Consider the following 23,397-nt stretch of genomic DNA (forward strand, 5'->3'; position numbering starts at 1 on the left):
GCATAAGCTGACCTTTTTGTTTTTATTTATTGCCAATAAATGAACCAGTCCGCTAGTAGACAAACTTCAAACTCAGTCCCACTTCATTGACATAATCAGAGCTCTCACCGCTGTAATCGGTATCTCTAAACTGATAAAAAAGACCAGTACCAATAACATCATGCCATTGGTAGTTAAAACCTATCTTAAAATTGTTCTCATCGACGATATCACTGCGGTTAACTTCCACCTCGGCCGTCGCAATAAGTTTTTCACTGAATAAGTAATTCACCCCAACGGTGACGGCTTGAAGCAATTCGCTATCTGAAGACAACGTATTATCCGTTTTGTCGTCCGTCGCTTTCGCTTTGATTGCACCTATTCCATATTTACCATAGATATCGAATTGATCCGTAATCCCATAACGATAACCACCACCAAACAACAAACGGTCAATGCGAAGAGTAAAGTCGTCCGGATGGAAAAACTGCGCCGAGTAATCGACATTAAACAACCAGTTCTCAGTAAATAAGTAATTACCACCGAGCCCAATTGTGGTCGCGTTCGAATTATCTAACCACTCTTCATTTGTGGTTCCGGCACCCACATCCAGGTGAATGTGTTCATACCCAAATTTTTCTGCTTGGTCCATGACCGCCGCGCTAGTTGCTGCTGGCAAAGCAGCTAAAGACGCAAGCAATAAACTTCTCACCATTCGACTTCCTTTCATGAGAATTATTTAAACACTGCCCCCAAATCACCTTGAGTGGCTTAGTTCAACAAGAATAACTTAGTTTACAGACGCGGTAACGATTTGAAATCTGCTATGCCTCTAAATCAAGCATTGGCCCAAAATATGTTGACCACGTCCGCTCACCTTTTAAGTGACTATATAGTAGTAGAAATGCCGATTCCTTATCGTGCGATATGTCAGAATCTTATGACTGAGTACGAAAATCACGGTTCAGATAAGACTCTGTTTTAAAACTAAGTTAAGATTACTTTATTATTTGCGAACTAAAAGGCACCTTCGATGGATGCAGAACTTCTCGAGATTTATAACTTTCTCGCCAAGTACCCCCCGTTCAATGAACTCCCTGAAGAAACACTAAACAAGGTGACAGAGAGTGTCGAGATCTCGTACTACCGAGAAGATACCCCAATCATCCATTTTGGAGACTATATCCAAGATCTCTACGTGGTGCGAAGCGGGGTCGTAGAAGTTTATCGACGCAAAGGAGAGCTTTATAACCGTCTTGATGAAGGTGACCTATTTGGCCAGATGGGAATGCTAACCAACAACAAAGTACGCTTTCCGGTAAAAGCCATTGAAGATACTCTGCTCTACTGTATTCCTGGTGACGTTTTCCAAGAAATATACGACAACTTTGATTCCTTTGCAGACTTTGTCGAAGTGGAAAATAGTGCTCGTTTACGCCAAGCCATTTCAGAAAACAAAGATGCCAATGACCTGACGACATCGAAAGTGAAAACCTTGCTGACTGGCGATGCTCATACAATTGATCGTGGACAGACAATCCAGCAAGCCGCGCAGCAGATGGCGAATGACAACGTATCTGCTCTACTTATCGTCGATCCAGATTTCGTTCGCGACGAAGATGACCCACAGTCTCCGGTACTTGGTATTATTACTGACCGTGACTTGTGTACCCGTGTGTTAGCCGAAGGCTTGTCTCCACAGGACGATGTATCAAGTGTGATGACCACTGAAGTCATGTCTCTTGATCACAATGCCTACATCTATGAAGCAATGTTAACCATGCTGCGTTACAACGTGCACCACCTGCCTGTGGTTAAAAACCAATTGCCTATTGGTATTATCGAAACAACCGACATTGTTCGTTATGAATCACAAAACTCGCTCTTATTGGTGAGCAGCATTTTCCAACAACAGACCATCGAAGATTTGGCAGTTGTTGCTGAAGAAGTAAAAAGCAGCTTTGTACGCCTAGTCAACGAAGATGCCAACTCACACATGGTGGGCAGTGCGATGTCCGTGATTGGTCGAAGCTTCAAACAGCGTCTGTTAGAAATGGCTGAAGAAGAGCTTGGCCCACCACCAATTCCTTATTGTTTCCTTGCACTTGGCTCAATGGGACGTGATGAGCAACTGTTGGTGACTGACCAAGATAACGCCATCATTCTAGATGAGACCTACCAAGAAGAGAAACATGGTAAATACTTCGAAGCTTTAGCGAAATACGTCAGTGATGGATTAGATGCCTGTGGCTACAAGTATTGTACGGGCGATATTATGGCAACCAACCCATTATGGCGTATGACTCGTTCAGAGTGGGAAGAGTGCTTCGCTGACTGGATTGATAACCCGAACCCGAAAGCGCTACTCAACGCGTCCATCTTTTTTGATTTGGATGGCGTTTACGGTCGCTTAAAATGGGCAGAACAATTAACCAGCTTTATTGTTCGTCGTGCGCGTAAAAACAATCGCTTCTTAGCCTGCCTGGCTCGCAACGCACTTAACCGAACCCCGCCACTTGGCTTCTTTAAAGACTTTGTGATGGAGAAAGATGGCAGACACAACAACTCCATCAACCTCAAACGTCGCGGTACGGCTCCTCTGGTCGACTTAATTCGCGTTCACTCTCTGGCGGTTGGCTCACGTGCACAGAACTCGTTTGAGCGTCTCGACGACATCATTGATGCTGGCATTTTGCCAAAAGGTCGTGCACAAGACTTAAAAGACGCACTAGAGTTTATTTCCATGGTGCGTATTCGTCACCAAGCGACGGACGTGGAATTAGGCATTGACCCAGATAACAATATCGAACCAGAAAATCTCTCTGAATTTGAACGTCGCAACCTAAAAGATGCTTTCCAAATCCTAAGCAATGGTCAGAACTTCCTTAAGTTCCGCTACCAAGCGAATAAGAGCTTTAAGTGAGGTTGAACATGATCAAAAAGCTCTTTCAGAAGCCAACCATTCAGTGGCCAACGAAATTTGAACAAAAGTTGGAGGTGGCTAAAGATGAGAATTTAATTGCGTTTTATAGCAATAAACCACCTGCACCAGAGACCCCGCTGTCTGAGGTGGAGTTCGTCGCGCTAGATTTCGAAACGACGGGGTTGAATCCCGAGAAACATGACATCATTACCATTGGTTTAGTGCCGTTTAACTTGAAGCGGATTTTTTTGCGCAATTCACGTCATTGGAAAGTTCGCCCGCAGCGAGCACTCGATGAAGACTCGGTAATCATACATGGTATTACTCACAGTGAATTGATCGATGCACCTGACTTGGGCGACATCTTAAGCGAGCTACTACCATGCTTAAGCGGAAAAATCATTGTTGTGCATTATCGTCGTATCGAGAGAGAATTTCTGGATAAAGCACTCAAAAGCCGTTTAGGGGAAGGAATTGAGTTTCCAGTGATAGATACGCTGCATCTTGAAGAAACCATTCAACAGAAACGCTCTGGCTCACTCTGGGAGCGTTTAAAAGGGAAAAAGCCAGAATCGGTTCGGCTAGCGCAATCTCGACGCCGTTATGGTCTGCCAGACTATACCCCTCACCATGCATTAACCGATGCAATTGCTACGGCAGAACTGCTACAAGCGCAAATCGCCCATCATTATAGCGAAGACCAACCGGTCAGTGAGTTCTGGCTATAACGTCTTTCTAGCTTAATAAGCGATCAAAAAAGGAGCCAAATGGCTCCTTTTTATTTAGGTCGGTATCCGATTACAGCTTAAAGCGTTGAATCTCTTGCTCTAATTCGTGTGAAAGCTCAGATAGGTGGGCAGCTTGTTCTGCTGCTTGATGAGCTTCTACCGACAGCTCGTTAGAAACGTCACGAATGCCTTCAGTATTACGCGTGATCTCGGTTGTTACCGATGCTTGCTCTTCTGCCGCTGATGCAATCTGCGTTGCCATGTCACTGATGCGCTCAACAGCAGTATGGATTTGCGTCAAGCTCGCTGCAGCCGCGTTTGCATCATCAACACTGGTGTCAGCCAGACGACGGCTATCACCCATGATGCCAACCGCTTTCGCTGTTGTGCCCTGTAGCATCTCGATAGTTTCTTGAATCTCTTGCGTTGAAGCATGAGTGCGTTGGCTCAATACGCGAACTTCATCCGCAACCACAGCAAAGCCACGGCCTTGTTCACCTGCACGTGCTGCTTCAATTGCCGCGTTAAGTGCAAGTAGGTTTGTTTGCTCAGCAATACCTTGAATCGTTGATAGAATCGTATTGATGCTATTTCCGTGTGCTTCTAGCTCTTGAATCACATCAGTGGCGACTTGAACTTCTTGCGCCAAGTTCTGGATAGAACCTTGCGTCTGAGTCACTTGGCTAGAACCGTGTGAACAAGCTTGAACCGCTTCCTCTGAGTTACTTGCCGTGCTATCTGCATTACCTGCAATTTCTTGTGTCGCTGCAGCCATTTCGTTCACAGCCGTCGCCACCATGTTGATCTCATCTTGCTGGTAAGAGATACGCTGACTACGCTCTTCAGCTTGCTGTGCCGTCGTGCGTGCTTGCTCTGAAAGCGCAGATGATACGTGGCTAAGCTTGGTCACCATCGTGTGCATGTTGCCAACAAAGCGGTTGAAGTTTTCAGCCAATTTACCGACTTCATCATCACTGCGTGGTTCTAGTCGTTGCGTTAAGTCACCTTCACCAGATGCAATTTCCTCAAGTGCATTTGATACGCGGCTCAAGTCACGGAACAAGAAACCAACTAACCAAGATACCGCAAGAATAACCACAATGGTGATCATCACTGCAGTGATCAATAGGTCACGTAGCAATACCGCATGCCCTGCTTCTTCCGTTGCGCGATCCATTTCAATCGCGAACATCCAATGCGTGCCAGGTACTTTATTAAAGTAGTAAAGCTTCTCTTTGCCTTTGATTACCGTATCTTCGATACGACCTTCATCTGCAGCGCGCTCGATTGCCTCTTCTGAAAAGTCTTTTAGAACACTGGTGATAGGCTTAAGCGTTAAGCTTTTATCAGGATGCGCTAGAAACGTACCTTCGTTCATATCGATTAACATCGCATGCGCATTTTCACCTGCATCTAGGTTAATCACGTCGCTGATAAGCTGATCGATCAGTACATCTGCACCAACAACACCAACAAACTGACCATTTTTCATTACTGGCTCAGCAATGGTTACAAGCAGCGCGTTAGTGATTGCATCTTGATATGCAGCTGTGATGATTTGCTTACCTGCGGCGTTAGCATCTTTGTACCAAGGGCGAGTACGAGGGTCGTAATCAGCACGGTTACGCTCAGGGTGAGAGCGATACATATCACCGTTTGGTGTACCAAGGAAGATGTCATCAAAGCCACCAGCCTTGCGAGCTTGTTGTAGGAAAGGGACAACGTCTTGCTCTGTCGAGTAGTCGTTGAATGCGGTAGCAATATCTTTACGGATATTGACCCAATCAGAAATTCCTTCTGACGCAGTAGTACTTAGACTTTGCGCACGTGAATAGACACCTGAACGAGTCTGATCAAATAATTGACCAGCCGACAACCAAGTAAGTGCTGTTGCCATCACAACAACAGCAGAGAGGCTTGCGCCAATAAGCTTTTGTTTTAATGATAATTTCATATTTATAGTTTTTGAGTTGGGAGAACAGTTAAGGTGTGTGAATATTACACACTTTTTCACGACTATTCACTAATTTTTAAAAAACAAAATAGCACATTAACTCTTTGTAAAATATGAACTTTCATGTGTCATTTTTTTGTCTCACCGTCATAAAAACCGCACAAAAAAAGCCAGCAAAATGCTGGCCTTTTGATTACTTGTTACTCAGACAGATTTATAAAATGCCTGAGTTATTGACGTTCTGTTCTCATACCCATCAATAAGCTCACACACATTGCAAGCAGAATGAAGGTAAACGGTAGTGCTGTAGAAATTGCACCTGCCTGAAGCGCTTGAACCGCTTCTGAGCCACCAATCCACAGTAGAGCAACCGCAATTGCACCTTCCATAAATGCCCAGAAAACACGTTGAAGTACAGGAGCGTCGACTTTACCGCCCGCTGTGATGCTGTCGATAACAAGTGAACCAGAGTCAGAAGACGTGATGAAGAACACAAGTACCAACACAACAGCAATGATTGAAAGCATGCTACCAAATGGAAGAACATCGAACATTTGGAACATAGCAAGTGAAACGTCAGTCAAACCATTCGTGCCCAACTCACCTACTTTATCAACAACTTGCTCGATCGCTAGACCACCAAATACTGACATCCAAACAACAGTAACAGCGGTTGGAACCAATAGAACGGCTGTAATGAATTCGCGAACGGTACGACCGCGAGAAACACGCGCAATGAACATACCTACGAATGGTGACCATGAAATCCACCAAGCCCAGTAGAATACTGTCCAGCCTTGGAACCATGCCTCATCTGTACGACCAAACGGGTTACTTAGCGGAATAATATTCTCTACGTATGCCATAAGTGTGGTTGGAATCGAGCCTAAACTCGCCGCCCAACCGATAAGACCAACAAGAATCAGTAGCAAGAACGCCACAACCATGTTGATGTTACTAATGACCTTAACGCCACCATCAATACCACGTACCACTGAAACAACAGCAAGCAAAGTTACAACGGTAATGACGACGATTTGTAGGCCAAGGCCTGGCTCAACACCAAATACGTGATGAATACCACTTGCCGCTTGTTGTGCACCTAAGCCCAGTGACGTTGCAAGACCAAACAAGGTCGCAAGAACGGCCAAGATATCCACGATATGACCAGCCCAGCCCCACGCGCGATCACCCAGAAGTGGGTAGAAGATCGAGCGCATAGACAGCGGTAAACCTTTGTTGTAGGCAAAGAATGCTAAAGAAAGTGCTACAACACCGTAAATTGCCCATGGGTGAAGACCCCAATGGAACATCGTCGCACCCAGTGCCAATCTCGCTGCTTCTGGTGTATTTGCTTCAACACCGAGTGGCGTCTCATACCAACCAGTGAAGTAAGCGACAGGCTCTGCGACACTCCAGAACATTAAACCGATACCCATACCAGCCGCAAATAGCATTGCAAGCCATGACATGAACGAGTAATCGGCAACAGCGTCTTTACCACCTAAGCGGATTTTACCCATTGGCGAAACGATAAGTGCCAAACAGAAAATAACGAAAATATTACCTGCAATAATGAACAACCAATCGAATGAACCAATGATCTTCCATTTCAGCCCATCAAGTGCCGTCTTTGCGGTATGTGCATCTAGAACTAATGCAGCGACAAGAAACAGCGCAATTAAACCTGCACTAATACCAAAAACTGGGTTATGAACATCAAAACCCCATTTTTGAACGTTGTCTTGACCTACCGTATAGTCGGTACTATCGATACTGTACTTATCTATACCCTTTGTCATCGTTCCTCTCTATTTTTGTACTGTTTTTACGTACCAAACAAAAAAATCTTTCGAACACGATACGTTTTACATTCCGTGAAGGCGCAAGATCCTATCATTTGACACGTTTTTGTCTATCTTTTTGCTATGAAAAAATCCAATAACTTACTTTTCACTCAGCAATTTCCGCCTTTAAAAGGATAAACCACTACCGCAATAGTTAGACCACAAACATTTATTGCTATAATAATTTTAGGTCTTCTTATTTTGTCTACACGACGCGACAAAATGAAATTGGAGACACTACTTAAAATTGTAGTGGTAATTTTTGATTCCACCCCTTTAAATAAGGGCGCATTTAAGTTAGTGTCGCCTCGATAAATGTTCCCTACAGACTGGATGAATAAATTGGAAAAGTACGAAGAAGTATTGGTCTCGATTCGTCAGATCATCCGCGCTATTGATTTACATTCTAAAAAGCTGAGCAAAGAGTCTGGATTGACCGCTCCACAGTTGATTTTGATGCGTGCTATCAATGAGTTAGATAATGTAACGATTAAACAGTTGTCTAGCCACACTAACATGAGCCAAGCGACCGCAACGACCATTCTAGATAGACTAGAACGAGGCCAGTTTGTTGAGCGTCAACGCAGTGTTCAAGACAAGCGTAAAGTGCATGCTGTACTTACGAGCAAAGGCCAAGAAGCCCTAAAGCAAGCACCAACGCCATTGCAGGAACACTTCATTAATCGATTCCAAAAATTGGAAGAATGGGAGCAGTCTCTGCTGCTATCTTCCGTTCAACGCATCTCAACAATGATGAATGCAGAGGATATCGATGTCGCTCCAATGCTAGAGCTTGGCAGCATTACAAAAGTCGATTAATTTCGCTCTCACGTGCTCGCTTTTTGCGGGCACTACTCTCCTACTCAGTTAACCCTGTTTCAAACGCATATTTCGCTAGCTCTGCCGTCGAATGTAAATCCAACTTGTGCTTAATGTTATGGCGATGCGTTTCTACCGTTCGGTAGCTAATGTTAAGTAGTGTGGCGATTTTCTTACTGCTGTTTCCTTGAGCGACTAATTTAAGCACCGCCTCTTCCCTTCGGCTGAGTGGATTCGTTTTTTGAGTGGCTGGCACCACCTCTTGGGTAAAAAGCGTTTGTGTGACAGACTCACAGAAATACGTTGAACCTTGATTCACCGTTTTTATTGCTTGCACCATTTTCTCGGCCGAGATTTCCTTGAGCATGTACCCTACCGCGCCAGCTTGCATGACCTTCATGATGTATTCACGGTTATCGTGCATGGTCAGCATAAGTATTTTGCTCTCCGGTCGCTCTTCTTTAATTACCCCAGTCGCTTCAATACCGTTCATTATCGGCATGCTAATGTCCATCAAGATGACATCAGGCTGAAGGTGCTTTGCGACTTCAATCGCTTCCAACCCATTGCTTGCCGTACCGACCACTTCAATGTCAGGCTCTAACTCCAAGCGAGCCATGAAGCCATCTAAGACCACTTGATGATCATCCACAATCACCACACTAATCGGTTTATCCATAAACTAATTCATCCAAATTAAGCAGCACGGTAATCTCTGTTCCTAAACCAAGCTCACTCATCAGTTCAAACTCACCACCAATGAACTCTACACGCTCTTGCATGTTCCTTAACCCAATCCCTTGTTGGTGCACTGCTTGGTTAACCACAAAGCCAACACCGTCGTCACGTATGAGTAATTGCAGCATATTGCCCATTTTTTGCAAAGTAACCGTCACTTTTTTCGCTCTTGCGTGTTTTTCGATATTGTTCAAAGACTCTTGAGCAACACGATACAAGGTCGTCGCGACTTCCGACGTCAGTTTGTACTGCTGAGTATCAAAATTACTCTCGATATCAATCCCAGAGTGAGAGTGAAAGTCTTGCAGTAAAGTGGTCAGTGCCGCCTCTAAGCCGATATCATCAAGGGCGCTAGGGCGAAGTTGATGAGAAATATGCCTTACTTCATTTATCGCGGTGACCAATGAGCGTTGCGATTTATCTAAGTGGGATTTGAGTTTTTCGTCTTCCAGTCTATGACTCATTAAATCCAAATGACATTTACTAGAAACTAACAACTGGTTGATTCCATCATGCAACTCTCTCGCTAGATGCTTTTTCTCATCCTCTTGAAACATGACGGTTTTATGTGCCAACTCTTTAAGGTTTTTATCGGCAAGACGGTGTTCATGCAGATTGATCGCTAAAGTGAGAACGATAATTACAGCAACGGTCACCGCTAAGATCACGACGACCGAGAAAAAAGTCGTTTCGATATTTTTGTTCACCGCAGCACGCATATTGGCGACTTCTTGACTGACGTCCTCAATATAGAGCCCTGTCCCTATCATCCATTCCCACTTATCGAGCCATGCGGCGTAGCTAAGCTTTGGGACGACCTCACCCGTAGATGGCTTTTGCCACAGGTACTGATGAAATCCACCACCTGATTGAGCTTGATACAACAAAGCTTCGATTAGACGATCGCCATTCTCGTCTTCAAGATAGAGTAAGTTCTCCCCGACTAGCTCTGGAAGAACAGGATGTACAAGGTTGGTGCCGTATTTATCGTAAGCAAAAAAGTAACCGTCTGCTCCGTAGCTTAAACGGTTTAAAATCGCTTTCACGCGTGTTTTAGCAACGCCCTCTTCTAAGGTTGGATCGTTGTAAATATAAGAAATGGAGTCAAAGGCGACGTCGACCGTGTCTTTGAGCGCCGCCTCTTTTGATTGGATCAGGTTTTGATGAAAGATCTCTACCTCCCTTTTGCCAAGAGTCTTGGTTTGATAGATAGAAATCCAACTGATACTCGCTGACACCAATACCACGGGTATCAATGTCAGCAGAATTAACTTTGCTTTGAGAGGCATCCCTTTCCTCCATGAAACGCTGCTTTACAGCTCACTATCTTAGCAGCACAAATAACTCGACTTCGTCCGCCTAGACATAAATAGCAGCTTAACAACTTGTCTCAAAAGGTAAAAACTCTCAGTTCACAAAATCTCTTTTATTATCGAGTGATCAACTCATGCCATAAAAGCCTGGGAAAAACAGCAAAGAAGCCAACACGACAATTTGAATCGCGATAAACGGCATCACACCTTTGTAAATATCTCGCGTAGTGACACCTGCTGGTGCGACGCCTTTTAGATAGAACAAACTAAAACCAAATGGCGGTGTTAGGAATGATGTCTGTAAGTTCATTGCGATAAGAATCGCAAACCACGTCATGTTGATACCCATCAACTCAGCGACCGGCGCAATAATTGGAACGATGATAAAGCAGATTTCAACGAAGTCGATAAAGAAGCCTAAAATCAGAATCACCACCATGGTAATGATGAGGAAGCCCCACTTTTCTCCAGGCAGTTCTAGCATCCACTCTTCGACTAGATAATCACCGCCAGTGTAGGTAAATGCCATTGAGAAGGCGGTTGCCCCTAGCAAAATAGCAAAGACCATTGCGGTTACTTTAACGGTTTCTTTCGATGCATCATAAATCATCGACCAACTAAACTGCTTATACAGTAACGACAGAACTATCGCACCAGCGCCGCCCAGAGCCGCTGACTCTGTTGGCGTTGCAATCCCAGCAAAGATTGAGCCCAATACCACAATTATCAGTGCTAGTGGCGGTAAAACGGCTTTCAGCGCAGTGAACACTTCTTGCTTTCGACTGATCGACTCATCGCGCTCTATCGCCTGTGCGGCTTGAGGGTTCAACTTCGCGTAAATAAGAATGTAGATAACATAGGCGCCGACGAGCGTGATACCGGGCCAGATTGCAGCTTGGAATAAGTCCCCGACCGGAACGCCGAGTACATCCCCTAACAAGATCAACACGATAGAAGGCGGGATAATTTGTCCCAAGGTACCAGACGCACAAATAGTCCCGCACGCCAAGCCTTTGTCGTAATTGTATTTAAGCATCACAGGCAATGAGATCAACCCCATCGCAACAACCGATGCGCCGACTACGCCCGTTGACGCGGCAAGTAATGCACCAACTAATACTGTCGAAATAGCAATACCACCACGGACACCGCCGAACAGACGTCCCATTGACTCAAGCAGTTGCTCTGCAAGCTTCGTCTTCTGAAGTACTAGTCCCATGAAGACAAACAATGGTACGGCCATTAGCACCGTATTTTCCATAATGGATTGAATACGATATGGCATGAAAGCAAACATCTCGATGCCTTCAGCCCAAACACCAAAAATCAGTGCAATACCGCCAAAAGTAAAGGCAACGGGGAATCCCAATAAAAGCGCAAAGAGCGCGACAAAAAACATCACTATACCGATCATAATGACTTCCTTTTACGACTTACCGTTATTACCGGCATAGATAAGATGAGGGTTAACAATCTTGTTGATCGAATGCAGCAGCAGTCCAATGCCACTAACTGCCATAAAGAAAAATGACAGCGGAATCATCGCTTTGATGATCCAACGATATGGCAATCCGCCTGGATCACCAGACGTCTCGCCTAGCGCGTAACTTTCTTTGGCGAAATCGATACCAAACCAAGCCACCAGTAGGCAAAAAGGGAATAAGAAAAATAGCGTGCCTATGATGTCGATGATGGATTGTGCTTTGTAAGATAAGCGTTCATAAAAAATGTCGACGCGAACATGGCCACCAGACTTAATCGCGTAAGGCACACCAAGCAGAAATACGGCGGAGAATAGATGCCATTCCATTTCTTGGAATGCAATGGATACATCGTTGAATACATATCGCATCACAACGTCGTAAACCACATTCACCAACAATAAAATAAACAGGATGCTGGACAACCATCCGAGAAAATCGCTAAAGCGGTTAAATAATCGCTCAATATAAATAAGACTTCTCATTCCGAACTCCGTGGAACGTTTGGATACGCTCCGCTATGGTGCGGAGCATTCATTATGAAGTTTTCTTGGGCTTCGTTCGCAGGCTAAACCTCTCGGCGTCGCCTGCGTCATAACGTTATTGTTGAGCTTGACTGTTTAAGTAAGCTCGGTGTGAAATGTCTGACCAAGGTCGAACTTGATTCATGTAGTTCGCTTGCGACTCTTGAATCTCTTTCGCCAAAGCATCTTTTTCTGCGTGCTCTTTCAACAAACGATCGTTTGCTTCTCGCAACGCAGCCACTACTTCAGGCGGGAAGTCTTTGACTTCAACATTTGGGTATTCAGATTTGATAGATGCCCAGTTTTTGCCACTTTCGTGTTTCGATTGCGTGTACATATCGTAAGCGGCGGTTTTCATTGCTACTTGTAAAATCGCTTTTAGATCATCAGGTAGACGGTTCCAAGTACGCTTATTAACAAGGAACTGAAGCTCAGTTGCTGGCTCATGCCAACCTGTGTAGTAGTATGGCGCGATTTTGTGGAAGCCCATGCGCAAGTCCAATGATGGACCAACCCACTCCAAGGCATCAATTGTGCGACGCTCTAGAGAGGTATATAGTTCACCAGGGGCGATATTCGTTGGTTTTGCACCTAGCTCTGCCAAGATCTCACCAGCAAAACCTGGGATACGCATTTTCAAACCCTGCAAATCCTCGACGGACTTGATCTCTTTCTGGAACCACCCGCCCATCTGAGTATCGGTATTACCGCCAGGGAAAGACATCAAATTATGTGGAGAGTACACCTTCTCCATCAGCTCCATACCACCGCCGTAGTAAAACCACGCATACTGCTCAGTTGGTAACATACCGAAAGGCATAGAAGTGAAGTAAAGTGTGTTTGGAACCTTGCCCTTCCAGTAGTAAGACGCCGAGTGGCCCATGTCGTATTGGCCAGACTTAACCATATCAAACACCCCAAAAGGCGCTTTGTGCTTGTTTGCGGAATCAATACGGATTTGCAGACGCCCGTTGGACATCTCCTCTGCCATTTTTGCCATGTTTTTTGTCGCATCACCAAAAATCGGGAAGTTAGGTCCCCAAGTTTCAGCAAGCTTTAAACGATAGACTTTTTCAGCAGCATTTGCAGAAGTCACAACGAATGTCATCGCGGCAACGACAGCGGTTGTTTTGAGCACTCGTTTTAAAGATTTTTGGATTAGACTCATCGTTCACGTCCTTTATCACCAAGGTTATTGTTGTCATCCATTTCATTAGGATTGGCTGTATTCGGTATAAAAGATGTAACAATGTTGTCGAATGCGAAATGGGCATGAACACGGAAGCGAGTAATTCATCAATAAGACATTAGCCTTAGGTATTACGTATAACTACGTAGGACAGCTGTTATACAACAAGTTTAACCATCATAAAATTAATGAGTTACTTTTCCCTTAACGATGTAAAAAGAAAAATGATACGTACGTACTTCTCTGCCAAAAAATTTACATAGTATTTAAGAAAATGTGACAAAGCACTTATTGGCAGCGTTAAAATCAATACCTAATGGATTACTTTCAATACGAAGATAAAAAAATACCCCGGCATTGGCCGAGGTATTCAATCTAGAACGGTAGCGGTAATTAAACTGCTTTGTAGATAACTTTGTTACCTGCTAACTGCTCTTTTTGAACTAGGTTTTCTTCAAGAAGCTTCTTCAGTGCGCCAGTAGCCCATGATGCCGCTTTAGTATCTTCTTGACCTGCAGCTAGACCAATGCCTTTAGGGTTAATACCTTCAGCATTTGCTACAACGATGTCTAATACTTGTTGTTGCTTAGGAGTAAGGGCAACATCAACTGTTTTCACTGCAGCTACTTTTTTCTCAGCTACTACTTTCTCCGCAACAGCTTTTTCAGCAACAGAAGGTGCTACTGCTTTTTCGGCAACAGGCTTCACTGCTTTAGGTGCTGCAGCTAAGTTTGCTACTGTCGCTTTAATGCGTTTTTGCAGTTTCATCTGCACTTTACGCTTATGAGCAAGTCTCATTGAATATTTCTCCAGTTCACTGCATCTCAGCAGGGATGAAAATTTGAAGCGCGTTTTATACCAAAATTCACAAGCAATTTGTAGGTTTTAGCGGCGAAACGCGATGAAAAATGCGCTCAAAGCATAGAACGTCTACTATTTAATCAGATATTTTATGAACGGATTTATTGAATACTGGGTATAAAAACAGAGGTTTCTTTTATTTCAAATGCAAGTCAATGCATATTTAGTCATCCACGCATTTTTGATCAAGTATTCGATGAGGTTATAAGCATGGAAACGCTGCACCTAACAAATTCACATTTCAAACCCGACTCCCCTATCAACAGAATACTTTTGTTGCTCGTTGCACTGATAACCCTGTTTTTGGTTGTCATTTCTCCGGGATGGAAGCAAGCCATGTTGTCGGTCATTTTGATGTCTGCAATTGTTGGTTTCGCCATCTTGATGATCAAAAAAAGCCAAGTCACTTTTACGCTGACAGCTTCTCACTTCCAACAACATCTTTTTAAAGGCGGATGGGTCGTCCGATGGCGAAATATTGAGTCAATAGGGATTTGTAGCTACCAGCAGGAAGGGTGGCATCAGCCGCTACCTTGGATTGGTATTCGTCTAAAACACTACTCACCTTATTTGGATTCGATCTGCCCTCGTATAGCGACAGAAATTCTCCTTAGCCAACGCGCACTACTTTATTTAGGTGCGAAGCAGAATCAGTGTGAAGAAAAGTTTGAAGATATGGTGCTTGATCCTAAGCCATACATAAACAGCAACGGGGTTGAGTATAAAGGCTTGCTGGCGATGCTCGCCAACCGTATGAAATATCAAAGAGGATTTTACGGCTACGATCTGTTTATATCAGCCAGTGACCTAGATCGTGAAGCAGAGGATTTTGTGGGACTGACTCGGCGATACTTAGCTGCCGCCGAGCCAGAATAATGCTTAGTACACGCGCTTTTAGTAAAGCGGCATCTCGTCAGCAACGAACGGGTTAGTTTTACGCTCGTGACCGAAAGTCGATTGAGGGCCGTGACCAGGGACAAACGTGACATCATTGCCTAAAGGCCACAATTTCTCTTTGATAGAGCTAATCAAGGTATTGAAATCACCTTGTGGGAAGTCAGTTCGGCCAATGCTACCGTTAAACAATACGTCACCCACAAACGCCAAGCGCGCTTCTTCACTGTAAAGAACAACGTGGCCAGGAGTATGACCTGGTGTGTGGAATACCTTTAATACTTGATTACCAAACGTGACAGTGTCACCCTCATTTAACCAATGATGCGGTTCAAAGGCTTCAGTCAATGGGAAACCAAACATTTGGCTTTGCCCTTCTAGACCTTGTAGCCAAAAATTATCCGCTTTATGAGGACCAATGATCTCAATACCACCAAGCATTGCAGCCAGCGGCTCTGTTCCGCCAACATGATCTAGGTGACCATGGGTCAGCACCAAGTTGACGATCTCGATGCCAAGCTCTTTAATGAGCATAGCAAGTTGCTTTTCGTCACCGCCTGGGTCAATAACGATGCCTTTCATCGTTTCATCACACCACACGATAGAACAGTTTTGAGAAAAAGATGTCACTGGGACAACTTGGTATTTCAGAGCCATAGAAAACCTATTACCAAACAAATTTGCGTTAAAACTGGCGCAACTATGACACTAACCCCATGCGACTTCAAGACCTGCTGAGGCTTGCTATTGACTTACCAAGAACGCACAGCACCTGTGTCGATATGGACAAAGTTACTACTTGGATAATACCCAACACCACCAGCTTTCAAGCTAATTGCTGCATCGCGTACAGTAGACAATTTCACTCCATCAAGACGGAAGTCTATGGCCTTACCTTCCATATGAAGACTTTTCTTTGCCACTCCACTAGCCCCTTTGCGCAGGGACGCATTGGTCAAAGGCGAACGGTAACCAGAAATTACAATGACTTCTGCATCTGTACCGATCAGCTTTTGAATCTGGCTGATTTGATCGAACAAGCGTCGATCCATCGGGTGAACTTCGTTTCGACGGTGATCACGACAAAACTCATTCAGCTTTTTTAGTTCATCATCAAGATAGCGTCTACCATCGAAATAGCATGTTTCGAGGAGCTCTCCAGTATTAAGGTTGTTCATCGCCAACTCACGTGGCTCGTCAGGGAATGAAGCCCATGAAATCGATGGCAAGGCAGATGCCAATACTACGCCACCAGCGGTCATTTTAAGGAAATCTCGGCGGGAAAAATTACGACTTACCATTTCAAAAAACAATGCTCAACAACTAAACAAGTCGCGGACATTACCCAAACACATTTGTCACGTCAAATGCATAAATCGCTCCACTCTAATTTTAAGATGTGGCGATTAACGCTTAATTATTGAACAAACAGAAGATTCTTAGTTTTGTAAATTTTATTTAAAGATTTCAACTACGGTGATCGTATTTATAGATATCATCTCGGTAGTAAAGTGTTCCCTCTTCTAGCCATGCGGTTTGATAAATAATGTGCACTTGGATGCGTTCTCCTAAAGGAACCGACGTGTTAGAGCGACGCGTACTTTCCCGTTTTTTCGCTAAGCGCTCTTCTAATCCCTGAGTTTTGAATAAGAGCTCCGCCAGTTGGTCGGCATGTTCAACGCGGACACACCCGGAGCTGAATGCGCGTCTATCTCGTTCGAACAAGTTTTTACTTGGCGTATCATGCAAATAGATAGCTTGGGGGTTTGGCATATTAAACTTATACAATCCCAATGCATTGTGTAAGCCCGATGCCTGTCGCATACGATAAGGAAATGTTCTCGGATTCACCGTCGCCCAATTGATGGTTGTAGGGTCAATAATTTCGTTTGAAGTCCAAGACCGGATGATTTGAATGTTGTGGTTAATCAAATACATCGGATTACGTTTCACTTTAGGAATGATGTCTTTCACCATTATGGTCCATGGCACATTCCATGTGGGGTTGAGAATGACGGAGTCAAGAGTCCCCGACATGATTGGTGTTTTTCTTGAGGCTCTGCCAACCACAACTTTAGACTCAAACAACGGTTGACCATCGTGCCAATACGTTACTTCGTATCCAGGTACATTTACAAAGACAACATTATCTCTGTCTTTAGACCAAATCCTTGAACGTTCTGAGTTCAGCGCCAATAGATGCAATCGTTCTTGAGGAGAAAAGTTGATCCATCGAATGGTATTCGGGCCAATCACCCCATCTTCTTTCAAGCCATGAATACGCTGAAACTCTTTCACAGCTAACTCTAATTCTTCATCATACTGTTGGGTCGTGATATCTAAATACGATACATCCACACCAACCACTTCCATACGCTCAATCAGAAGCGGTTTATTTTCTAATTGGTCACCGACACGGGCAAGGCCCGTTTGTTCATAGATTGGATATTGATACTGAGCGTGCTCGGATAAAGAGGAGTAAGCGGAATAAAAAGCTTCGTCCGTTTGTAAAGGAGAGCGAAGGCTTGCTAAGAATTGACTAAGTTTGCCTACCGTAATTTCGTTACTCAGTACGGACAAAGTATCGATGCTAGGAGCAGGTAAAATCACGTGGGCTTTGTTAGCAAATAACCAATTGATACCTTCTTCAGGGAGCTGCTCGAGATAGCTGAGATACATCAAGAGTGAATCTGTCATCACCAAATCAAAGTCGAGGTTATCTCCCTGCCATCGAACTTGGTTTATACGATGGAGTTGATTCTCGAATTCGTCCGTGACGCCAGCAAGAGCAACCAGGTTTACTTGAAAAAGAAACTGCTCAATATCGCTTTCATTTTCCCAGTTCAAACGGTAATTAGTACTTTGATAAAGCTGGTCAATCACCTCTGGATAATGGATCATTTTTTCGACAGACAGCTTTTGTATCGCTCCATCTTGCTCTGTTTGTGCAGAAGCTTCGAGAGAAACGACGGTAGAAAGGCTGAAAAACGGCACCATAAGTGCCGTCATGATTAAAACCCTAGCAAACACTGAAACGATCCTTGCGCTACTTGCCATAATGAAAAGTATGGCAAATATCTCACAGCTTGCAGGTTTAAAATTAAGAATCTGATGTTGAAATTAACATCAAGTTTCTTTATCTATTTGGGTTCAAACAATCTTCGACCAATGGTTATCCCATTGAACACCACTAAAAGAAGCGCTTTTATGTGTCGTTGGCCTTTGCTCAACCACTTTGCCAGCACCAGAGCTGACCCTGAATTCCTTTCCATACGTCACTACTCCCGATGCATCTGGCAAAGCACTTAACTCAACCAACTTACCTGTAGCTTTGGACCATATCCCATAACAACTGCCCGGAGGAGAAGTCGCAAGGATCCATTCATCCGTCGCCGCGATACTCGCGACATAGTGATTAAATCTCGCCCACTCTTCGGGTTCCGCATGCAAAGATTGCATCTCACCACCACGAGTGTGCATCGCAAGTAAAGCTGGGTATTCATCCGGCTCTCCACGATATTGCTGACCACACAGTACCGTCTCTGCACCATCATGCGCTAAATGACGGATGCTCAACTTATAATCTGGTAAAGAGACTTGATCCAACAGCTCACCTTCTTGTGAAAGGTAACTCAGGCTTGGTCTCATGCTATCAAGATTGAGCGGTTCACGGCCGTTGGTGTGTACGCCACCGACACCAATCGCTAATGCGCCATCAGGCATCATGATCACTTCATGAGGGCCAAGGCCAAAACCCGTTAACTCATCGATTTTTTGATATTTCTTCTGCACATCATAAACACCGATGATCCCACGGCTTGTGCCCCTTTCCCCTTCTGTAGCAAATAGCAACGTGCCGTCACGGGAGTAAACACCATGACCATAGAAATGGCGATCCGGTTTTGCTAGCTGCAGCTTGATCATCTGCTCAGAGTGATAATCAAACACCATGAAGAAAGTTCCTGGTCGACGCCCAAAGACCACAGCGTGACCTTGCGGGTTGGTCGCCACACCATGACCACGCTCAGGAATCGGCAACGAAAATAGCGGCATACCATGCTCATCGGCCACTACCGCTGCGTATTTATCTCGGCCGATGATTGAGCAGCCAATCAACGCTGGTTGACGTGAACGTGTTGAAGCACAACCAAATGGCATCATAGGTGCGGCCGCACCAAAGAGTGCGGCTTTCAGTAAGGTTCGGCGGGTTTGATCAGTCACCATCGGTTGCATTAAATCCTATAACTACGCCAAGCTCGATCGCCACTTCTTCGTGAATCAGGTACTTCAATTGCTCTAGCTTATTGTATTGAGCAAGCACCATGCGATAGCCTTCTTTTGTTTGTAGTGCAGCAAACAAGCTCTTATCTTCTGGCCAAGTTTCTAACGCCATTTCAAACTGATGAACAACACGGTCTGCGAGATCTACATGGCCTTGCTCTCTTAGTAAAGTATCTAGACCATTACCGTTGGCAAGATACAGTGCTTCCATTCCTTCTAGGTTTGCTTTTAAGTTTGAAAGCGACGTCTCTGAACGCCAAGATTCAGAAAAGTAAGGACGAGGCTGACCAATTTTAGCTAACGGTCTGCTCAGCTTTTTCATGCTGTAGTCAAGCTGATTAGAGAGCAGCGAAATGTACTCGGATTTCCATTCCGTCATCTCTAACGACTTCCAAGGATTTTGTGCCCAAGAATCTGCGATGATCTGCGCTTTGTTCTCTAGGTTTTCAGCAATTGCAACACCTGTCGCACAGGTATTGCTGTTGCTAGATAAGGTCGAAGCTTTATCGTAAAGCAGCCATTCTAGTGCACCTAGGCCTTGCACAGTAACACTTTGCGTGGAGATCTTTTCCGCACTCCAAACTTGGTCAGATTTCGTCAGCACAGACATTTTTCGGCCGGTGGTGTTCTTTTTATCTGGCCAAAACTGGACATTCCAACTTTGCTCCAACGCCGTAGCAGGGCCACGCTCTTGACCTTGTAATGCCATCCACGTCAGCATAGTTTGGTGCCATTGCTGTTTTACTTGCGCATCATCTTTCGTCTCTGATGTGCAGTAATCCGCGAAGCTTTGTTCTAGTTCTGTGGTTTGCCCTAAAAATGTCTGCGCTGATTGAAACTCAACTTCGTAGACCGCTTGAGAAATATGACTTGTACTCTCAGGCTTGGCAGAGCTTGAACCGACTGTCGATTGGCAACCAACCAAACTTAACGTTGCGGCAATCGCACTCACTAACAGTGTTTTTTTCATGGTTGCTTCCTTATAGAGAATTCAGAAACGCAATCAATGCATCACGTTCTTTTTTGTTCAGTGCTAGCACGTTTTGTTTGGCCGTTTCCGCTTCACCGCCGTGCCACAATACCGCTTCCATCAGATTACGGGCGCGGCCATCATGTAAGAAGTAACTATGCCCGTTTACTTCTTCGGTATAACCAATGCCCCATAGGGGTGCCGTTCGCCATTCACGGCCGTTTGCTAAGTACTCAGGACGGTTATCGGCTAAACCTTCACCCATGTCATGCAGAAGCATGTCTGTATATGGATGGATAAGCTGCTCAGAAAGCGCTGGTAACTCTGGTCGCTTCGCCGTTTTGACACTGGTCTTATGGCAGCTTTCACAGCCAGAAGCCGCAAAGATTTTCTGACCGAGTTTCACGCTAGGATCGTCCATATTTCGGCGAATAGGTACGGCTAAGTGCTGGCTGTAAAACTCAACGAAGTCGAGAATATTTTCACTCACTTCGGGTTTGCCGCCATTTGGCATGTCGTCACAAATACTTTGTTTCGAGGTACAGTTTTCATTGGGGAATAAATGGCTCGTCAGACCCACATCACCATTGAATGCTGCTGCATTTTGCTGCATTAACGTCGGTTGTCCGGCTTTCCAGCCAAAACGACCAATTGAGAAGTCGCCCTTCTCAATCTCCCAAACCTTGTTTACTTTACCTGAGATACCGTCTTTATTTGCATCTTGTGCATCAGCCCATGCCAGTAGCGTTTCGTCAGGAATACTCTCTAACAAACCAAGGCCGATCATTGGCGGTGCAACACGCGCTGAAAATTCCGTATCAGGGTGCATATCGCCGTAACCTAGATCGGTAATATTCAAATGAGGTTTTCTTAGTGTCACCGTCGTGCCGTCTTTAAACTTCACTGGCACATCGGTGTACGTGATTTCGATTGTTCCTTCTGGCGTTTGATCTTGCAGGGCAAAGTCTTGGAGCTGGCCGCCATAAGTCGGCTCAGGTATAACGCCGTCTCTGATGTACGCTGTTTTTTGTTCTGACGTCATCGCAGGGATGCTCAAACGCACTAACATGGACACCGCATGCAAATCATTTTGCTCTGGAGGGTGACCACGACCATCTTTGATGTGGCAGTTTTGACAACCATTTGTATTGAAAAGAGGTCCCAAACCATCTCTGGCATCGGTAGACGCTGGCGCTTGTACCCAAGGGTTGCGGAAAAAACTATTGCCCACGCTAAAATCAAGACGTTTACTCATAGGAAGGTTCGCGGCAGGAAGAGAATACGCGTTGGCGCCTTCTTTTTTCACGCTCGTTTGTCCACCAGATTTCACATCATACGCGATAGCAGTAGAAGAAAAGATCACGGCCAAGGCCGAAATTAAGTAAGGCTTCATATCATTGCTCTAAAACACAACAAGAGGAGTGGGATAACAGCGAGTTAAAACGGTAAAGGGCTCAAACGAGCCCTTTCAATTATTTTTTGTACTTTGATTAAAACTCGTGGTCAGCAGTATCAGGGCTTAGGCTATCAATGCCAATGATACCCGCAGCACGCTCAATTGAACCGGTTTGAGCAACCAATGACATGATGGTGTCATTCACTAACGTGTTGCCTTGTGCATTACCCGCTGCAATTAACTGGTCGAAGTGTTGGTTGTTCTTCTCCGCAGACGTAACCAATTTACCAACTTGGTTACGCGTAACATCAAACTGCTTCTGGATCTCTTTAGCTGCTTGTTTGTCTTTTTGAGCCACTAGGTCAGCAATACTCGGACCAGAAAGCAATGTGCCGTCTTCACGCTTGTAAAGACCTGTGTAAACGTTATAGATGCCCTGCTCGTTGTAGTAATGAGAGTTGTGCGTATTGTCTGAGAAACAATCGTGCTCATCTTCTGTCGAGTTTGCTTCCAACGCCACCTTCATGCGCTCACCAGCAAGCTCACCCAAAGACAATGAACCCATACCGAACAACATTTTACGTAGACCATTATCCGCAGAATCATTAAGAAGCGTTTCACGGTAGTTGCCTTTCACTTCCGCAGACCACTGTTTTTCCATCCATTCAAGGTCTTGAACTAGTAGATCGGCTGCCACTTTTAGGTACTCACCACGACGGTCACAGTGACCATTCGTACACTCAGAACCGACAACGAAGTCTGTGTAAGCGCGCTGACCTGCGCCTGCGTTTGTGCCGTTTAGGTCTTGACCCCAAAGTAAGAATTCAATCGCGTGGTAACCTGACGCAACGTTTGCCTCAGAACCACCTACTTCGTTGAGATCCGCTAGCAATTCTGGAGTGATATTTGAAACGTCTAGTTTAGAAGCACCAATCTGTAAACTGGTGTTTGCGATGATGTTTGCAGCAGCGCCTTCGTTACCGAGTTCATATTGGTAATCTGTCGCTACGTAGTCAATTAGGCCTTCATCAAGTGGCCATGCATTTAACTGCCCTTCCCAGTCATCAACAATCGCGTTACCAAAACGGAATACTTCAGATTGTTGGTACGGAACGCGAGAGTCTAGCCACGCTTGTTTTACTTCTTCAAGCTTATCCGCTGATGGCGATTTTAGGAATTCGTCGATTTTTACGTCGAGCGTTTTCGCCGTTGTCACTGAGTCAGCAAAGACTGCATGTGCAACGTCTGCATAATGTTCAACGACTTGTTGTTTCGTTACTTGGGCAGCAACGGTAGAACCACTGGCAATGAGGAGTGATGCAGCAATAGATTGGACTAAAACTGTTTTTGCATTCATCTGAAGCATCCTTGTTGAGCAATTTATTTGTTTTATTCGTAGTGCTAATTATTCTTATTTGCACTATTAGTCACGAGATAATACAAATTTACAATTTATTTTCAACTCTAGATACAAAAAAAGCCTCATCATTGTGAGGCTTT

At 44.7% G+C, this 23,397-nt stretch carries 20 protein-coding genes; 4 read left to right on the forward strand and 16 right to left on the reverse strand.

What is annotated here, in order from left to right; translation table 11 throughout:
* Nucleotides 1-52: 52 nt before the first annotated feature.
* The gene (locus tag NB463_RS22260; RefSeq protein WP_012841646.1) at nt 53-694 is read right to left on the reverse strand and encodes an outer membrane beta-barrel protein; all 642 of its coding nucleotides are present in this window, start codon (nt 692-694) and stop codon (nt 53-55) included.
* 318 nt (nt 695-1,012) lie between these two features.
* Between NB463_RS22260 and NB463_RS22265 the strand changes: the two genes are divergently transcribed.
* Both NB463_RS22265 and NB463_RS22270 read left to right on the forward strand, forming a co-directional pair.
* Nucleotides 1,013-2,902: a DUF294 nucleotidyltransferase-like domain-containing protein gene (locus tag NB463_RS22265; protein WP_005396868.1), complete on the forward strand. Its 1,890-nt coding sequence runs from the start codon at nt 1,013-1,015 to the stop codon at nt 2,900-2,902.
* 8 nt (nt 2,903-2,910) lie between these two features.
* Nucleotides 2,911-3,630, forward strand: a complete 720-nt coding sequence (locus tag NB463_RS22270; protein ID WP_258431017.1) for a 3'-5' exonuclease — start codon at nt 2,911-2,913, stop codon at nt 3,628-3,630.
* Between the two features lie 70 nt (nt 3,631-3,700).
* Here the strand turns inward: NB463_RS22270 and NB463_RS22275 are convergent, their stop codons facing one another.
* Nucleotides 3,701-5,584 (reverse strand): methyl-accepting chemotaxis protein, encoded by a 1,884-nt coding sequence (locus NB463_RS22275; protein ID WP_012841645.1) that lies wholly within the window; start codon nt 5,582-5,584, stop codon nt 3,701-3,703.
* 230 nt (nt 5,585-5,814) lie between these two features.
* A complete protein-coding gene (locus NB463_RS22280; protein WP_005394723.1) occupies nt 5,815-7,386 on the reverse strand; it encodes a BCCT family transporter in 1,572 nt (523 codons plus the stop codon).
* A 387-nt stretch (nt 7,387-7,773) separates the two neighbouring features.
* Between NB463_RS22280 and NB463_RS22285 the strand changes: the two genes are divergently transcribed.
* Nucleotides 7,774-8,250 (forward strand): MarR family winged helix-turn-helix transcriptional regulator, encoded by a 477-nt coding sequence (locus NB463_RS22285; RefSeq protein ID WP_031780419.1) that lies wholly within the window; start codon nt 7,774-7,776, stop codon nt 8,248-8,250.
* 40 nt (nt 8,251-8,290) lie between these two features.
* Here NB463_RS22285 and NB463_RS22290 read toward each other — a convergent pair whose 3' ends face one another.
* From NB463_RS22290 to NB463_RS22315, 6 genes are all read right to left on the reverse strand, one after another.
* Nucleotides 8,291-8,929, reverse strand: a complete 639-nt coding sequence (locus tag NB463_RS22290) for a response regulator (RefSeq protein ID WP_005394727.1) — start codon at nt 8,927-8,929, stop codon at nt 8,291-8,293.
* Complete coding sequence (locus tag NB463_RS22295; protein ID WP_012841643.1) at nt 8,922-10,277, reverse strand: cache domain-containing protein; 1,356 nt, start codon at nt 10,275-10,277, stop codon at nt 8,922-8,924. The genes NB463_RS22290 and NB463_RS22295 overlap by 8 nt, the downstream gene beginning before the upstream one ends.
* A gap of 151 nt (nt 10,278-10,428) precedes the next feature.
* Nucleotides 10,429-11,715: a TRAP transporter large permease gene (locus NB463_RS22300; protein ID WP_005394731.1), complete on the reverse strand. Its 1,287-nt coding sequence runs from the start codon at nt 11,713-11,715 to the stop codon at nt 10,429-10,431.
* A 12-nt stretch (nt 11,716-11,727) separates the two neighbouring features.
* Nucleotides 11,728-12,267, reverse strand: a complete 540-nt coding sequence (locus tag NB463_RS22305) for a TRAP transporter small permease subunit (RefSeq protein WP_012841642.1) — start codon at nt 12,265-12,267, stop codon at nt 11,728-11,730.
* Nucleotides 12,268-12,382: 115 nt separating this feature from the next.
* Nucleotides 12,383-13,474, reverse strand: coding sequence for a TRAP transporter substrate-binding protein (locus NB463_RS22310; protein WP_005394734.1), 1,092 nt, complete (start codon nt 13,472-13,474; stop codon nt 12,383-12,385).
* 414 nt (nt 13,475-13,888) lie between these two features.
* Nucleotides 13,889-14,293: a hypothetical protein gene (locus NB463_RS22315; protein ID WP_005394736.1), complete on the reverse strand. Its 405-nt coding sequence runs from the start codon at nt 14,291-14,293 to the stop codon at nt 13,889-13,891.
* Nucleotides 14,294-14,566: 273 nt separating this feature from the next.
* Between NB463_RS22315 and NB463_RS22320 the strand changes: the two genes are divergently transcribed.
* A complete protein-coding gene (locus NB463_RS22320) occupies nt 14,567-15,232 on the forward strand; it encodes a DUF2982 domain-containing protein (RefSeq protein ID WP_048625698.1) in 666 nt (221 codons plus the stop codon).
* Nucleotides 15,233-15,250: 18 nt separating this feature from the next.
* Here NB463_RS22320 and NB463_RS22325 read toward each other — a convergent pair whose 3' ends face one another.
* From NB463_RS22325 to NB463_RS22355, 7 genes are all read right to left on the reverse strand, one after another.
* Nucleotides 15,251-15,907, reverse strand: a complete 657-nt coding sequence (locus NB463_RS22325; RefSeq protein WP_258431016.1) for an MBL fold metallo-hydrolase — start codon at nt 15,905-15,907, stop codon at nt 15,251-15,253.
* Nucleotides 15,908-16,002: 95 nt separating this feature from the next.
* On the reverse strand, nt 16,003-16,551 hold the full coding sequence (locus NB463_RS22330; RefSeq protein ID WP_048625700.1) for a DUF882 domain-containing protein: 549 nt from the start codon (nt 16,549-16,551) through the stop codon (nt 16,003-16,005).
* Between the two features lie 166 nt (nt 16,552-16,717).
* Nucleotides 16,718-18,259 (reverse strand): L,D-transpeptidase family protein, encoded by a 1,542-nt coding sequence (locus tag NB463_RS22335; protein ID WP_258431015.1) that lies wholly within the window; start codon nt 18,257-18,259, stop codon nt 16,718-16,720.
* 141 nt (nt 18,260-18,400) lie between these two features.
* On the reverse strand, nt 18,401-19,483 hold the full coding sequence (locus NB463_RS22340) for a DUF1513 domain-containing protein (RefSeq protein ID WP_258431014.1): 1,083 nt from the start codon (nt 19,481-19,483) through the stop codon (nt 18,401-18,403).
* On the reverse strand, nt 19,464-20,501 hold the full coding sequence (locus NB463_RS22345) for an imelysin family protein (RefSeq protein WP_258431013.1): 1,038 nt from the start codon (nt 20,499-20,501) through the stop codon (nt 19,464-19,466). Before NB463_RS22345 ends, NB463_RS22340 begins: the two co-directional genes overlap by 20 nt.
* 10 nt (nt 20,502-20,511) lie before the next feature.
* Nucleotides 20,512-21,894, reverse strand: coding sequence for a di-heme oxidoreductase family protein (locus tag NB463_RS22350; protein WP_258431012.1), 1,383 nt, complete (start codon nt 21,892-21,894; stop codon nt 20,512-20,514).
* 97 nt (nt 21,895-21,991) lie between these two features.
* Nucleotides 21,992-23,254 (reverse strand): imelysin family protein, encoded by a 1,263-nt coding sequence (locus NB463_RS22355; RefSeq protein WP_258431011.1) that lies wholly within the window; start codon nt 23,252-23,254, stop codon nt 21,992-21,994.
* Between the last annotated feature and the right edge of the window lie 143 nt (nt 23,255-23,397).

The organism is Vibrio sp. RM-41-2B, from assembly GCF_024744415.1.
GTDB lineage: Bacteria > Pseudomonadota > Gammaproteobacteria > Enterobacterales > Vibrionaceae > Vibrio > Vibrio diabolicus.

What these genes read in the sequence shown, in the direction of transcription:
- NB463_RS22305 (WP_012841642.1), bottom strand. Translation starts at nt 12,267, where the DNA reads ATGAGAAGTCTTATTTATATTGAGCGATTATTTAACCGCTTTAGCGAT.
- NB463_RS22330 (WP_048625700.1), bottom strand. Translation starts at nt 16,551, where the DNA reads ATGGTAAGTCGTAATTTTTCCCGCCGAGATTTCCTTAAAATGACCGCT.
- NB463_RS22295 (WP_012841643.1), bottom strand. Translation starts at nt 10,277, where the DNA reads ATGCCTCTCAAAGCAAAGTTAATTCTGCTGACATTGATACCCGTGGTA.
- NB463_RS22280 (WP_005394723.1), bottom strand. Translation starts at nt 7,386, where the DNA reads ATGACAAAGGGTATAGATAAGTACAGTATCGATAGTACCGACTATACG.
- NB463_RS22260 (WP_012841646.1), bottom strand. Translation starts at nt 694, where the DNA reads ATGGTGAGAAGTTTATTGCTTGCGTCTTTAGCTGCTTTGCCAGCAGCA.
- NB463_RS22340 (WP_258431014.1), bottom strand. Translation starts at nt 19,483, where the DNA reads ATGCAACCGATGGTGACTGATCAAACCCGCCGAACCTTACTGAAAGCC.
- NB463_RS22335 (WP_258431015.1), bottom strand. Translation starts at nt 18,259, where the DNA reads ATGACGGCACTTATGGTGCCGTTTTTCAGCCTTTCTACCGTCGTTTCT.
- NB463_RS22320 (WP_048625698.1), top strand. Translation starts at nt 14,567, where the DNA reads ATGGAAACGCTGCACCTAACAAATTCACATTTCAAACCCGACTCCCCT.
- NB463_RS22355 (WP_258431011.1), bottom strand. Translation starts at nt 23,254, where the DNA reads ATGAATGCAAAAACAGTTTTAGTCCAATCTATTGCTGCATCACTCCTC.
- NB463_RS22315 (WP_005394736.1), bottom strand. Translation starts at nt 14,293, where the DNA reads ATGAGACTTGCTCATAAGCGTAAAGTGCAGATGAAACTGCAAAAACGC.
- NB463_RS22270 (WP_258431017.1), top strand. Translation starts at nt 2,911, where the DNA reads ATGATCAAAAAGCTCTTTCAGAAGCCAACCATTCAGTGGCCAACGAAA.
- NB463_RS22265 (WP_005396868.1), top strand. Translation starts at nt 1,013, where the DNA reads ATGGATGCAGAACTTCTCGAGATTTATAACTTTCTCGCCAAGTACCCC.
- NB463_RS22345 (WP_258431013.1), bottom strand. Translation starts at nt 20,501, where the DNA reads ATGAAAAAAACACTGTTAGTGAGTGCGATTGCCGCAACGTTAAGTTTG.
- NB463_RS22325 (WP_258431016.1), bottom strand. Translation starts at nt 15,907, where the DNA reads ATGGCTCTGAAATACCAAGTTGTCCCAGTGACATCTTTTTCTCAAAAC.
- NB463_RS22275 (WP_012841645.1), bottom strand. Translation starts at nt 5,584, where the DNA reads ATGAAATTATCATTAAAACAAAAGCTTATTGGCGCAAGCCTCTCTGCT.
- NB463_RS22350 (WP_258431012.1), bottom strand. Translation starts at nt 21,894, where the DNA reads ATGAAGCCTTACTTAATTTCGGCCTTGGCCGTGATCTTTTCTTCTACT.
- NB463_RS22310 (WP_005394734.1), bottom strand. Translation starts at nt 13,474, where the DNA reads ATGAGTCTAATCCAAAAATCTTTAAAACGAGTGCTCAAAACAACCGCT.
- NB463_RS22290 (WP_005394727.1), bottom strand. Translation starts at nt 8,929, where the DNA reads ATGGATAAACCGATTAGTGTGGTGATTGTGGATGATCATCAAGTGGTC.
- NB463_RS22300 (WP_005394731.1), bottom strand. Translation starts at nt 11,715, where the DNA reads ATGATCGGTATAGTGATGTTTTTTGTCGCGCTCTTTGCGCTTTTATTG.